Source organism: Enterobacter hormaechei subsp. xiangfangensis, assembly GCF_001729785.1.
Classification (GTDB): domain Bacteria; phylum Pseudomonadota; class Gammaproteobacteria; order Enterobacterales; family Enterobacteriaceae; genus Enterobacter; species Enterobacter hormaechei_C.
In genome coordinates this window covers 3985861-3998369 of sequence record NZ_CP017183.1, presented here as the reverse complement: position 1 = coordinate 3998369, position 12509 = coordinate 3985861, and the positions used below count along the sequence as shown (strand labels likewise).

The window sequence follows — 12509 nt, the reverse complement described above, 5'->3', positions numbered from 1 at the left end:
TCAGAAGACGATAGCCGTTAGCTTTTTATGCATAGACCTCGCCTTCCGGCAAGGTCTCACTTACAACCTCGAAGGTTGCCCGGCGACCGGATGCGGTTTTGCACGCATCGTAATGACGATCCACCGGCGAAGAAGTTACTCCCCTTTGCAGGTAACAAATTATGTCAGACCATCGGTTTCGTCAATGGTCTGCACGATTTCATTACACAGCTTTACGCGACGGCTTCCACATTCACGCCGTCTGCGGGGAAAATCACGCCAGTCTGTCGGCGGATCTCCGTTTGCAGCTTCGCCGTGGTGCGGCTGATTGCCAGCCCCGGGTGGTTCACTTCGTTGTCTTCTACCAGACGGGCGAAGACCTCTGCCTCATAGAGCATAGTGTTAATATGCTGAGGTTGCGTCAGCTCCTGCGCTTTGCCGCCGCGGGGAACGATGCTTAGCTTCTGGCATTCGGAGATTTTTTCGATCACCAGCGAGCCGTCTTCGCCCTGAATTTCGCTTGGCAGTACGGAGTCACTGACCTTCGAGTGCTGCAACGTCACGCTGAAATCACCGTAGTCCAGCACCACAACGCCATGTGCATCCACGCCGCTCTCCAGCAGGCTGGCGGTGGCCGTTACGCCGTGCGGTTCACCCCACAGGGCGACCGCAGAGGCCAGGCAGTAAAAACCGATATCCATAATCGAGCCATTCGAGAAGGCCGGGTTAAAGGTGTTCGGGTTTTCGCCGTCCAGGTAGCGCTGGTAGCGCGAGGAATACTGACAGTAGTTGATAAAGGCTTTACGCACTTTGCCAATTTTCGGCAGGGACTGCTGCAACAGCAGGAAGTTCGGCAGGCTGGCGGTTTTGAACGCTTCAAACAGCACCACCTGGTTTTCCCGGGCAAGCGCAATGGCGGCTTCCACTTCCTCAATATTCGAGGCCAGCGGCTTCTCGCAAATCACGTGTTTTTTGTGGCTGAGGAACAGCTTCGTTTGCGGGAAATGCAGAGAATTCGGGCTGGCAATATAGACCGCGTCAATGGCGTCGCTTTGCGCCATCTCATCGAGCGAGGTGAACAGATGTTCAACCAGGTAGTCATTCGCAAAACTCTGCGCCTGCTCAAGGCTGCGGGAATAGACTGCGGTGAGCTTATATTTGCCGGTTTCGTGGGCGGCGTCGACGAACTGGCGCGTGATCCAGTTCGTACCGATGACTGCGAAACGTATCATAAACGTTTACGTACTCCGTAGCAGGGAACTTAAAACCACTGTAGCACGTCATCATGACATTTCGCGTGCGCTATTGCGCATTACTCTTTAACGATAAATGCGTCAGCCACAGCCGGGTATCAAACTCCAGCTGGTGGTACTGTGGCTCCATGTGGCAGCACAGGGAATAGAAGGCTTTGTCGTGCTCTTTCTCTTTCAGGTGCGCCAGCTCGTGCACCACGATCATCCGCAGAAAGGCTTCCGGCGCGTTACGGAAAACGGTCGCGACGCGGATCTCCGCTTTAGCCTTCAGCTTGCCGCCCTGCACGCGGGAGATGGCGGTATGCAGGCCGAGCGCGTTTTTCAGCACATGGATCTTATTGTCGTACATCACCTTGTTGATCGGCGGGGCGCTCTTAAGATACTGGTTTTTCAGATCCTGCGTATACTGCCAGAGGGCTTTGTCAGTCGCGAAATCATGCGTGCCCGGGTAGCGTTTTTCCAGCACCGCACCGAGCTTTCCCGCGGCAATCAGGTCACGAACCTGGGAAAGTAAATGCTCCGGATAGCCCTGGAGATAAGTCAGCTGGTTCATCAAAACCCCAAAATAGTGTGAAAACGGGTATACTCACGCACCCTTTTCAGGGATACGCCAAATTTTACCATTCAGGAGGGCCGATGAGCCACTTAGACAACGGTTTCCGTTCACTCAACCTTAAACGTTTCCCGGAAACGGACGACGTGAACCCGCTTCAGGCGTGGGAAGCGGCGGATGAATATCTGCTGCAACAGTTGGATGAGACTGAAATCAGCGGCCCGGTTCTGATCCTGAATGACGCGTTTGGCGCGCTGGCCTGCGCGCTGGCGGAACATGCGCCTTACAGTATCGGCGATTCTTACTTAAGCGAACTGGCGACGCGTGAAAACCTGCGCCATAACGACATCGAAGAGTCCAGCGTGAAGTTCCTCGACAGCACTGCGGACTACCCGCAGGCGCCGGGCGTGGTGCTGATTAAGGTGCCAAAAACCATGGCGCTGCTGGAGCAGCAACTGCGCGCGCTGCGTAAAGTCGTCACGCCAGAAACCCGCATTATCGCGGGTGCCAAAGCGCGTGATATTCACACCTCGACGCTGGAGCTGTTCGAGAAGGTCCTCGGCCCGACCACCACGACGCTTGCCTGGAAAAAAGCACGCCTGATCAACTGCACCTTCAGCGCACCGGCGCTGGCCGACGCGCCAGAAACGCTGAGCTGGAAACTGGAAGGTACCGACTGGACCATCCACAACCACGCGAACGTCTTTTCCCGTACCGGTCTGGATATCGGGGCGCGTTTCTTTATGGAACATCTGCCGGAAAATCTTGAGGGTGAGATTGTCGACCTGGGCTGCGGCAATGGCGTGATTGGCCTGACGCTGCTGGCGAAGAACCCGGAGGCCAGCGTGGTGTTCAGCGACGAATCGCCAATGGCGGTGGCCTCCAGCCGTCTGAACGTGGAAACTAACCTGCCTGAAGCGCTGGATCGCTGCGAGTTTATGATCAATAACGCGCTGTCGGGCGTAGAGCCTTTCCGCTTCAACGCGGTATTCTGTAACCCGCCGTTCCACCAGAAGCACGCCCTGACGGATAACGTCGCGTGGGAGATGTTCCACCACGCGCGCCGCTGCCTGAAAATCAACGGCGAGCTGTATATCGTGGCGAACCGCCACCTGGACTACTTCCACAAGCTGAAGAAGATTTTCGGCAACTGCGTCACCATTGCCACCAATAACAAATTCGTGGTGCTGAAATCGGTGAAGCTGGGGCGTCGTCGCTAAATAACCAGTGCAAGCTGGGTGCCCTGCGCAATCGCCCGCCGCGCATCCAGCTCCATCGCCACGTCGCACCCGCCGATCAAATGCACCGTTTTACCCGCTTCGCGCAGCGGATCGGCCAGATCGCGCTTTGGCTCCTGTCCGGCGCACAAAATCACATGATCCACGCGCAGCAGCTGCGGTTCACCACCGATCAGCACATGCAGCCCGTCGTCGTCGATCTTCTGGTAGCTCACCGCCGGGATCATCTTCACCCCGCGCGAGAGGAGGGTGGCGCGGTGGATCCAGCCAGTAGTTTTGCCCAGCCCTTCACCCGGCTTGCTGGCCTTACGCTGGAGCATCACGATCTGGCGCGGGCTTTTTGGCAGCTGCGGCCCTTCCGGCCGTAATCCGCCGGACTGGCTCAGGCTGGTATCAATGCCCCATTCTACGCAAAACTCGGCGATGTTCTGGCTGGTGGCCTCGCCCGGCTGGCTTAAATACATCGCGGTATCAAAACCGATCCCGCCGCAGCCGATAATCGCCACCTTCTCGCCAACCGGTGCTTTGTCGCGTAGCACGTCCAGATAGCTCAATACCTTCGGATGATCGATACCCTCGATCGCAGGGGTGCGCGGGGCGATCCCACTCGCGAGGATCACCTCGTCGAAACCGTTCAGATCCGCCGCGCTGACAAACTTGTTAAGCCGCAGATCGACACCTGTCACCTCGATCATCCGGCGGTAATAGCGCAGCGTTTCGTAGAACTCCTCTTTGCCGGGGATCTGTCTGGCGATAGTAAATTGCCCGCCGATCTCCGCCAGCGCATCAAACAGCGTCACGCTGTGCCCGCGCGAGGCGGCATTGACCGCAAACGCCAGGCCCGCCGGGCCTGCGCCCACCACGGCCAGGCGTTTTTTATTGACCGCCGGAACGATCGGCATTTTGGTTTCATGGCAGGCGCGGGGGTTAACGAGGCAGGAGGTGACTTTGCCGACGAAGATCTGGTCCAGACACGCCTGGTTACAGCCGATGCAGGTGTTGATCTCATCCGCACGACCGCTTTGCGCTTTGGAGAGCAGTTCGGCATCCGCGAGGAACGGACGCGCCATCGAGACCATATCGGCGTCGCCGCGGGAGATCACATCGTCCGCCACCTGCGGGTCGTTAATGCGGTTCGTTGTTACCAGCGGAACGGAGACTTTGCCTTTCAGCTTGCGCGTTACCCAGCTGAACGCCGCACGCGGCACCGGCGTGGCGATGGTGGGGATGCGCGCTTCGTGCCAGCCAATCCCGGTGTTGATAATGGTGGCACCGGCGGCTTCAATTGCCTGCGCCAGCTGCACGGTTTCGTCGAAGGTGCCGCCGCCTTCCACCAGGTCGAGCATCGACAGGCGGAAGATGATAATAAAATCCGCACCCGCACGTTCACGCACCGCGCGCACCACCTCCACGGCAAAACGCATGCGGCGGGCATAGTCGCCACCCCATTCGTCGTCGCGCTGGTTGGTGCGTGCGGCGAGAAATTCGTTAATCAGATAGCCTTCAGAGCCCATCACCTCCACGCCGTCGTAGCCTGCTTCCCTTGCCAGCGCGGCGCAGCGGGCAAAATCGTCGATCAGCGCCAGGATCTCGTCGTGGCTAAGGGCGTGAGGAGTAAAGCGGTTAATCGGCGCCTGAATAGCCGAGGGGGCAACCAGGTTCGGTTGATAGCTGTAGCGCCCGGTATGCAGAATTTGCAGGGCGATTTTGCCGCCCTCGCGGTGGACCGCGTCGGTCACAATGCGGTGGTGCGACAGTTGTGACGCATCATTCAACACCGCGCCGCCCTCCATCGTCACCCCGGAAGGGGCAGGGGCTACGCCGCCGGTGACAATCAGCGCCACTCCGTGGCGCGCGCGTTCGGCATAGAAGGCTGCCAGACGTTCAGCCCCGTCCGGACGCTCCTCCAGCCCGGTGTGCATTGAGCCCATCAGCACGCGGTTTTTGAGGGTGGTGAACCCCAGATCGAGAGGGGCGAATAACGACGGGTAGCGGCTCATAGTCTCTTCCAGTGTAAAATTATTGTTATGTGGTCGGATGAGTTACTAATTTAGCCAGCGGGGAGTAAAAGGGAAAAGGGGAATGCGGTGAATGTGATGGGATTCAAATATTGGTGTGGCCTGATGCCCTCTCCCTAAGGGAGAGGGGACTTAATCTCCCTCTCCCTTAGGGAGAGGGCCGGGGTGAGGGGGATGCCCGCACCAGCCCCGGCGCCTGCCACATCGACGTGGTCAGCCCGCTGTCCACCAGCCCGAGCTGGTCGGCGTACACCGCCTGCCATTTCTGCATCATGCCGTCGTACAGTTCCCGGTGCTGCGGGTTTGGCGTGAACTCGCGGCTCCACTTCACCAGCCGCTCGCCCGTCGAAGCCATATCCGCAAACAGCCCCGCGCCAGCTCCTGCGGCAATGGCACAGCCGAGCGCCGTTGCCTCTTTAACTTCCGGCACGCGCACCGGCAGGCCGGTAACGTCGCTTAAAATCTGACTCCACAGGGCGCCTTTGGCCCCGCCGCCCGCAAACACCAGACTCTCAAACGTCACGCCGGAGAAGCGCGAAATCTGCGCCAGGTTGCAGGCCGAGACGATCGCCGCGTTCTCCTCCAGAGCGCGGAACAGCGTCGCTTTGTTGCACTTTTCCGGGTCGATGGAGAGGTTAATAAACGACGGCGCGGCGTGATACCACTGCTTAAAATGCATCGCGTCGGAGAAGATTGGCATCACGCCGTGGGAGCCCGCCGGGACGCGGCTCGCCATCTCTTCCAGCAGGGAATAGGTGTCCATCCCCATCCGCTCGGCAATCAGCTTTTCCTCGGCGCAAAAGGCGTCGCGGAACCAGCGCATGGTCAGCCCGGTAAAGAAGCTGATCGACTCCGCCTGCACCATGCCGGGGATGACGTGCGGGTTTACGCGGATGTTCATCTCAGGATCGGTGCGCACCTGCGGCAGGTTAACCACCTGCTGCCAGAAGGTGCCGCCCAGCACCGCCGTTTGTCCGGCGCGGACCACGCCCAGCCCCAGACAGCCCAGCTGCACGTCGCCGCCGCCCATCACCACCGGCGTGCCTTCACGCAGGCCGCACTGCTGCGCGGCTTCTTTCGTGACGGCCCCCAGCACGGTGCCGGTCTCTTTCACCGGGGAAAGGATATCGGCGCGCAGCCCGGCCATGTCGAGCAGCGCCGGACGCCAGTCGCGGGAGAAGAGATCCAGCATACCGGTGGTGCCAGCATTGGACGGGTCCACCGCCAGCTCGCCGGAGAGCTTCGCCGCCAGCCAGTCGCTGATCATGGTGATAGTCGCAGCCTTGCGGTAAATATCCGGACGGTGGTGCGCCAGCCACAGCAGGCGCGGCATGGCGCTCAGCGCCAGCGTCTGGCCGGAGACCTCATACACTTCGGATTCAAACCGGTAGTCGTGGATCTCTTTGAGTTCAGCCACCTCGCGGCTGGCGCGGGCGTCGACGTTGGCGCAGGCCCAGATAGCCTCGCCGTTGCGGTCGTACAGCACAATCCCTTCGCGCATCGAGCAGCAGGCGACGGACTGAATATCCGCCGCGCTAAGCCGTGCGCGCTCCAGCGCCTGCTGAATACACCGGCAGGCCAGCCGCCAGTTGGTGTCGAGGTCGAACTCCATCGAGCCCGGCACGTTCTCCACGCTCAGGTGCTTCCACTCGGCCTGGCCAACGGCAATCTGGTTGCCCTGTAAATCGAAAATCACGGCGCGAACGCTGCCTGTCCCTGCATCTAACGCTAAAAGGTAACTCATGAGCTTGCCTCGCTGTTAGCGCAGGGCTGCTCTTATCCGGCCAGAGCCAGCACCGCGCGGGCTGTCGTCTCTTCCGTCACCAGGCCATTAATACGGCGACCTTTCAGTGCGGCATAAATCGCATCGGCTTTCTCTTCCCCTCCGGCCACGCCGACGATGGTGGGCAGCTGCGCCAGTTCATCGAGCGTGACGCCCAGTAATTCTTTGTGGATCTCCAGCTCCTCGACGCATTCCCCTTCGGCATTGAGGAAATAGCCGAGGATATCGCCCACCGCGCCTTTACGGGCGTACATCAGCTGTTCACCTTCGCTGATATAGCCGGAGCGCAGGATCGTTGCGTCGCGGCGCTGGTTTACCGAGCCAATCCCGACCACCGCCACGTCAGCGGCGGTCGCGGCGAGGATCACGTCCCGCACGCTGGTTTCGCGCTTTAAGATCCCGGCCACTTCCGCAGATGAGACGCGAAGCGGGGCGGGGATCATGCTGACGCTACAGGCCGCATCCAGCTGGCCGATACCGGTCATATACGGCCCCACGCCGCCGGAAAGCGTCACCAGGCGGATCTGTTGCGAGCTGATAAAGCCGCTTAAGTGTTGCAGGCTGCTCATGGTGGTTTCACCGAACCCCACCGCCAGCAGCTGGCCGGGCTCCAGCACGCCCATCAGCGACTGCGCCGCGCCAATGCCCAGCCGCACGTTCATCGGCGGGGTATTCAGGGCAGGCATCACGCGCACCAGCTTCAGGCCAAAGCGCTGCTGTAGCTCGGTTTCCAGCGCCAGGCAGCCCTCGTAGCGGGAGTTGATCTGCACGCGGATCACCCCGGACTGACGGCCCTTCTCCAGCAGGCGGGAGATCTTCAGGCGCGGCAGCCCGAGCCGTTCGCCGATGTCGTTCTGGGTCAGCCCGTCGTGGTAGTAGCACCAGGCCACGCGCGCCACCAGCTCCTCTTCCGCCAGTGCCAGCCCGGCAAACCGTCCTTCTTCCGCAGTGCGTTTATCGCTCATAATTGAACTCTTATAAAAATTTAGATCATATGTTCGTGATGGCGCGACGTGAAAATGTGAGCCACGCGACAAAACAGATTATTTCGATCGATTCCGGTTTATCTAAATCTCAATCGATAAAATTGTGATCCCTGCACGGTTGTAAATATAGTTCATCGTCTACGCTTTTGAACATTATTAAATCTAAAAATCATTTGTTCAATAGCGGAGCGATGATGACACCACTTCTCGACGCGCGTGATATCAGCAAGCAGTTTTCAGGCGTACCGGTCTTAAAAGGCATTGATTTCACGCTGCTTGCGGGGCAGGTGCATGCGCTGATGGGCGGTAACGGCGCGGGAAAATCGACGCTGATGAAGATCATCGCCGGGGTAGAAACCCCGGATAGCGGTGAACTTTTGGTGGCGGGTGAGTCTTTTACACGGCTTACCCCGGCTCAGGCGCACAGGTTAGGCATTTATCTGGTGCCGCAGGAGCCGCTGCTGTTTCCCAACCTGACGGTGCGGGAAAACATCTTGTTTCGTCTGCCGCGAGAGCGCGATCGGGAAAATCGTCTGGCGGAAAAACTCCGGCAATTGCAATGCCAGCTTAACCTCGACGCCACCGCCAGCACCCTCGAGGTGGCTGACCAGCAGATGGTGGAGATCCTGCGCGGGCTGATGCGCAACGCCAGAATTCTGATCCTCGATGAACCCACGGCCTCGCTGACGCCCGGTGAAACCGAACGGCTGTTTCGCCAGATCCGCGCCTTGCAGGATCTTGGCGTCGGGATTGTTTTTATCTCGCATAAGCTGCCGGAGATTCGGCAGCTGGCGAGTCACGTCTCGGTGATGCGCGACGGCACCGTGGTGCTCAGCGGCGAAACCGCGCAGTTTGACGATAACGCGCTGATCGCCGCCATGACGCCGGTAAGCCGGGAGACCTCCCTGAGCGATACGCAAAAGCTGTGGCTGGCGCTGCCGGGCAACCGCCGCACCCAGGCGCAGGATTTTCCCGTGCTGCGGGTGGAGGATCTTACGGGGGAAGGGTTTATCGATCTCAGCCTTGAGATCTACGCCGGGGAGATCGTCGGCCTGGCCGGGCTGGTAGGCTCCGGGCGCACCGAGTTTGCCGAAACGCTCTACGGCCTGCGTCCGGTTCGCGGGGGGCGCGTCTGGCTGGAGAACCAGGAGATCACCGCCGATCCGGTCAGTTCACGCCTGCAAAAAGGGCTGGTCTATCTGCCGGAAGACAGGCAGGTGTCCGGCCTGTTTCTCGACGCGCCGATCCGCTGGAACACCGTGGCGCTGAACGAGCCGTCGCTCTGGCAGCAGCGAAAGCGGGAGTCTGCGGTAGTGGAACGCTATCACCGGGCGCTGGGGATCAAGCTCAACCATGCGGATCAAACCGTGCGCACGCTCTCCGGCGGCAACCAGCAGAAGGTGCTGCTGGCACGCTGTCTGGAAGCCAACCCGTTATTGCTGATCGTCGATGAACCGACGCGCGGCGTGGACGTCTCGGCGCGCGCCGATATTTATCAGCTGCTGAAAAGCGTGGCGGCGCAGAACGTGGCGGTGCTGATGATCTCAAGCGATCTCGATGAGTTTCCCGGCCTCGCGGATCGGGTGCTGGTAATGCATCAGGGCGTGCTCAGCGGCGAGCTGCCGCGCCACGCCGTCAGCCTCGACCGGATGATGGCGCTGGCGTTTGGAGGGCAATCATGAAGATCTTACTGAAAAACCGCGAGCTGAGCGCGTTTCTCGCCATTCTGGCGCTGTTCGCCGTGCTGGTGGCGCTGAACCCGTCGTACCTGAGCTTACAGACGCTGGGGATGATCTTCGCCAGCGCGCAGATCCTGATCCTGCTGGCTATCGGCGCGGCGCTGGTGATGCTGACCCGCAATATTGACGTCTCCGTCGGCTCCACGGTCGGGTTGTCCGCCATTGCCGTCGGCGTGGCGCTTAACAGCGGCTACAGCCTGCCCGTTTCCATTCTCTTCGCGCTGTCGATCGGCGCGCTGGCCGGGGCGTTCAACGGTTTTCTGGTGGTGGGCCTGCGCATTCCGGCGATTGTCGCCACCCTCGGCACGCTGGGGCTTTATCGCGGGGCGATGCTGCTGTGGACCGGCGGGAAGTGGATAGAAGGGCTGCCGCCGGGGCTGAAATCTCTCTCTGAGCCTGCCGCCGTCGGCATTTCGCCGCTCGGCATGCTGGTGTTGATTATCGCGGCCACCGGCGCGTGGACGCTGTCGCGCACCGCGTTCGGGCGGGATTTTTACGCCGTGGGGGATAACCTCGCCGCCGCGCGCCAGCTGGGCGTGGCGGTGAACCGCACCCGCATGATCGCCTTTACCCTCAACGGCATGCTGGCGGCCTGCGCCGGGATTGTGTTTGCCGCGCAGATAGGCTTTGTGCCCAACCAGACCGGCAGCGGGCTGGAGATGAAAGCCATCGCTGCCTGCGTGCTGGGGGGCATCTCGCTGCTGGGCGGCACCGGCACGCTGGTCGGTGCGTTCCTCGGCGCGTTCTTCCTCACTCAAATCGATACCGTGCTGGTGCTGTTCAGGCTCCCGGCGTGGTGGAACGACTTTATCGCCGGGCTGGTGCTGCTGGGCGTGCTGGTGCTCGACGGGCGTCTGCGTCAGGCACTGGCGCGGCATCAGCGGGCGCTGAAATACAGCCGTTTCCAGCCCGGTAACAAAGGGGGAAAGCACGTTACCCCGTTTCCCAAACGCAAAAAAGAGGTGGCGTAAATGAGGCTTAACTGGGAAAGCGCGCTGCTGATTTTACTGGTGCTGGAGATCCTGCTCTTCGGCGCCATCAACCCGCGCATGCTTGATATCAACATGCTGCTGTTCAGCACCAGCGACTTTATCTGCATTGGCATCGTGGCGCTGCCGCTTACGCTGGTGATTATCAGCGGCGGGATCGACATCTCCCTCGGCTCAACCATCGGCCTGTGCGCCATCGCGCTGGGGGTGATGATGCAGGCGGGGTGGCCCATGACGATCGCCGTTCCGCTGACGCTGCTGCTTGGCCTGCTGTGTGGGCTGGTGAATGCGGCGCTGATCCACTACACCGGCATTAGCCCTTTAGTCATTACCCTCGGCACGCTCTACCTCTACGGCGGCGGCGCGCTGCTGCTCTCCGGCATGGCGGGGGCGACGGGCTACGAGGGCATCGGCGGCTTCCCGGACAGCTTTACCGCCTTCGCTAACCTCACGGTGCTGGGGCTGCCGATCCCGCTGGTGCTGTTCGCGGTGATTACCGCCTTCTTCTGGCTGATTACCCATCGCGGGCGCTTTGGCCGCCATCTGTTTTTAATCGGCCAGAATCCGCGCGCGGCGCGCTATGCGGCGCTGTCGGTGAACGGCATGCCCTACGCGCTGTACGGCCTGGTGGGCGTGGCCTCGGCGATTGCCGCGCTGGTGATGGTCTCCTATTTCGGCTCCGCGCGTTCGGATCTGGGGCGCGATCTATTAATGCCTGCGCTCACCGCCGCCGTGCTCGGCGGAGCCAATATCTACGGCGGGTCAGGTTCGGTTGTCGGTACGGCGCTGGCGGCGCTGCTGGTGGGGTATCTGCAACAGGGTTTACAGATGGTCGGCATCCCCAACCAGGTGTCGAGCGCGCTGTCGGGGGCGCTGCTGGTTGTGGTGGTGATGGGGCGTTCGCTGAGTCTGCACCGCGAATGGGTGCGATCTCTCTTCAGAAAACTATCCGGAGCGTAAGATGAAAACAAAACTGCTCGTCCTGGCAATGGCCCTCAGCTTCGCTTCGGCGCAGGCGGCGGACCGCATTGCCTTTATCCCGAAACTGGTAGGCGTGGGATTCTTCACCAGCGGCGGCAACGGTGCGAAAGAGGCGGGGAAAGATCTTGGCGTGGACGTGACCTACGACGGCCCGACCGAGCCGAGCGTCTCCGGTCAGGTGCAGCTCATCAATAACTTCGTCAACCAGGGCTATAACGCCATCATCGTCTCTGCCGTGTCACCGGACGGTCTCTGCCCGGCGCTGAAGCGCGCGATGCAGCGCGGCGTCAAGGTCCTGACCTGGGATTCCGACACCAAACCGGAGTGCCGCAGCATCTACATCAATCAGGGGACGCCGGAACAGCTGGGCGGCCTGCTGGTGGAGATGGCGGGCAAGCAGGTCACCAAACCGAACGCGAAAGTGGCGTTCTTCTACTCCAGCCCGACCGTCACCGACCAGAACCAGTGGGTGAAAGAGGCGAAGGCCAAAATCGAGAAAGATCATCCTCAGTGGCAGGTCGTCACCACCCAGTTTGGCTATAACGACGCCACCAAATCGTTGCAAACCGCCGAAGGGATCTTAAAGGCTTATCCGGATCTGGATGCGATCATCGCCCCGGACGCCAACGCCCTGCCGGCGGCGGCACAGGCGGCAGAAAACCTGAAGCGGGAAGGGGTGGCGATTGTCGGCTTCAGCACGCCGAATGTGATGCGCCCGTACGTTGAGCGCGGCACGGTGAAGGCCTTCGGCCTGTGGGACGTGGTGCAACAGGGCAAAATTGCGGTCAATGTCGCCGATCGTTTGCTGAAAAAAGGCGATCTTAACGTCGGCGACAGCGTAGACGTGAAAAATATCGGGACGCTGAAGGTCGAGCCGAACAGCGTGCAGGGCTACCAGTATGAGGCGAAGGGCAACGGCATCGTGCTGCTGCCGGAGCGCGTGGTGTTCACCAAAGAGAACATCAGCAAATACGATTTCTGACGGGGGAG

Annotated in this window: 10 protein-coding genes; 5 read left to right on the top strand and 5 right to left on the bottom strand. The window is 60.6% G+C overall.

Going from position 1 to position 12509, the window contains the following annotated elements; genetic code table 11:
• Positions 1–212: 212 nt before the first annotated feature.
• Both BFV63_RS19060 and BFV63_RS19055 read right to left on the bottom strand, forming a co-directional pair.
• On the bottom strand, positions 213–1211 hold the full coding sequence (locus BFV63_RS19060; RefSeq protein WP_003862623.1) for a Gfo/Idh/MocA family protein: 999 nt from the start codon (positions 1209–1211) through the stop codon (positions 213–215).
• A gap of 70 nt (positions 1212–1281) precedes the next feature.
• Positions 1282–1785, bottom strand: coding sequence for a YgjP-like metallopeptidase domain-containing protein (locus tag BFV63_RS19055; RefSeq protein WP_003862622.1), 504 nt, complete (start codon positions 1783–1785; stop codon positions 1282–1284).
• Positions 1786–1868: 83 nt separating this feature from the next.
• Between BFV63_RS19055 and rlmG the strand changes: the two genes are divergently transcribed.
• Positions 1869–3005 (top strand): 23S rRNA (guanine(1835)-N(2))-methyltransferase RlmG, encoded by a 1137-nt coding sequence (gene rlmG / locus BFV63_RS19050; RefSeq protein ID WP_003862620.1) that lies wholly within the window; start codon positions 1869–1871, stop codon positions 3003–3005.
• Here rlmG and BFV63_RS19045 read toward each other — a convergent pair.
• The 3 genes from BFV63_RS19045 to lsrR form a co-directional block, all read right to left on the bottom strand.
• A complete protein-coding gene (locus BFV63_RS19045; protein WP_069597586.1) occupies positions 3002–5023 on the bottom strand; it encodes an NADPH-dependent 2,4-dienoyl-CoA reductase in 2022 nt (673 codons plus the stop codon). The two genes, rlmG and BFV63_RS19045, sit on opposite strands and share 4 nt — an antisense overlap.
• Before the next feature lie 166 nt (positions 5024–5189).
• A complete protein-coding gene (lsrK, locus tag BFV63_RS19040) occupies positions 5190–6785 on the bottom strand; it encodes an autoinducer-2 kinase (RefSeq protein ID WP_048241768.1) in 1596 nt (531 codons plus the stop codon).
• 32 nt (positions 6786–6817) lie between these two features.
• Positions 6818–7789: a transcriptional regulator LsrR gene (gene lsrR / locus BFV63_RS19035; RefSeq protein WP_023295481.1), complete on the bottom strand. Its 972-nt coding sequence runs from the start codon at positions 7787–7789 to the stop codon at positions 6818–6820.
• 215 nt (positions 7790–8004) lie between these two features.
• Between lsrR and lsrA the strand changes: the two genes are divergently transcribed.
• Genes lsrA through lsrB form a run of 4 tightly spaced genes read left to right on the top strand, consistent with a single transcriptional unit; the run spans position 8005 to position 12501 of the window.
• A complete protein-coding gene (gene lsrA, locus BFV63_RS19030) occupies positions 8005–9492 on the top strand; it encodes an autoinducer 2 ABC transporter ATP-binding protein LsrA (protein WP_045335766.1) in 1488 nt (495 codons plus the stop codon).
• Positions 9489–10520, top strand: a complete 1032-nt coding sequence (gene lsrC, locus BFV63_RS19025) for an autoinducer 2 ABC transporter permease LsrC (RefSeq protein ID WP_048241770.1) — start codon at positions 9489–9491, stop codon at positions 10518–10520. Before lsrA ends, lsrC begins: the two co-directional genes overlap by 4 nt.
• On the top strand, positions 10521–11498 hold the full coding sequence (lsrD, locus tag BFV63_RS19020; RefSeq protein WP_048241776.1) for an autoinducer 2 ABC transporter permease LsrD: 978 nt from the start codon (positions 10521–10523) through the stop codon (positions 11496–11498).
• Position 11499: 1 nt separating this feature from the next.
• Positions 11500–12501: an autoinducer 2 ABC transporter substrate-binding protein LsrB gene (gene lsrB / locus BFV63_RS19015; RefSeq protein WP_003862610.1), complete on the top strand. Its 1002-nt coding sequence runs from the start codon at positions 11500–11502 to the stop codon at positions 12499–12501.
• Positions 12502–12509 lie beyond the last annotated feature (8 nt).

Excerpts from the sequence above, each read along its gene's own strand:
- lsrC (WP_048241770.1), top strand. The coding sequence starts at position 9,489 with ATGAAGATCTTACTGAAAAACCGCGAGCTGAGCGCGTTTCTCGCCATT.
- rlmG (WP_003862620.1), top strand. The coding sequence starts at position 1,869 with ATGAGCCACTTAGACAACGGTTTCCGTTCACTCAACCTTAAACGTTTC.
- BFV63_RS19055 (WP_003862622.1), bottom strand. The coding sequence starts at position 1,785 with ATGAACCAGCTGACTTATCTCCAGGGCTATCCGGAGCATTTACTTTCC.
- BFV63_RS19045 (WP_069597586.1), bottom strand. The coding sequence starts at position 5,023 with ATGAGCCGCTACCCGTCGTTATTCGCCCCTCTCGATCTGGGGTTCACC.
- lsrB (WP_003862610.1), top strand. The coding sequence starts at position 11,500 with ATGAAAACAAAACTGCTCGTCCTGGCAATGGCCCTCAGCTTCGCTTCG.
- lsrR (WP_023295481.1), bottom strand. The coding sequence starts at position 7,789 with ATGAGCGATAAACGCACTGCGGAAGAAGGACGGTTTGCCGGGCTGGCA.
- BFV63_RS19060 (WP_003862623.1), bottom strand. The coding sequence starts at position 1,211 with ATGATACGTTTCGCAGTCATCGGTACGAACTGGATCACGCGCCAGTTC.
- lsrA (WP_045335766.1), top strand. The coding sequence starts at position 8,005 with ATGACACCACTTCTCGACGCGCGTGATATCAGCAAGCAGTTTTCAGGC.
- lsrD (WP_048241776.1), top strand. The coding sequence starts at position 10,521 with ATGAGGCTTAACTGGGAAAGCGCGCTGCTGATTTTACTGGTGCTGGAG.
- lsrK (WP_048241768.1), bottom strand. The coding sequence starts at position 6,785 with ATGAGTTACCTTTTAGCGTTAGATGCAGGGACAGGCAGCGTTCGCGCC.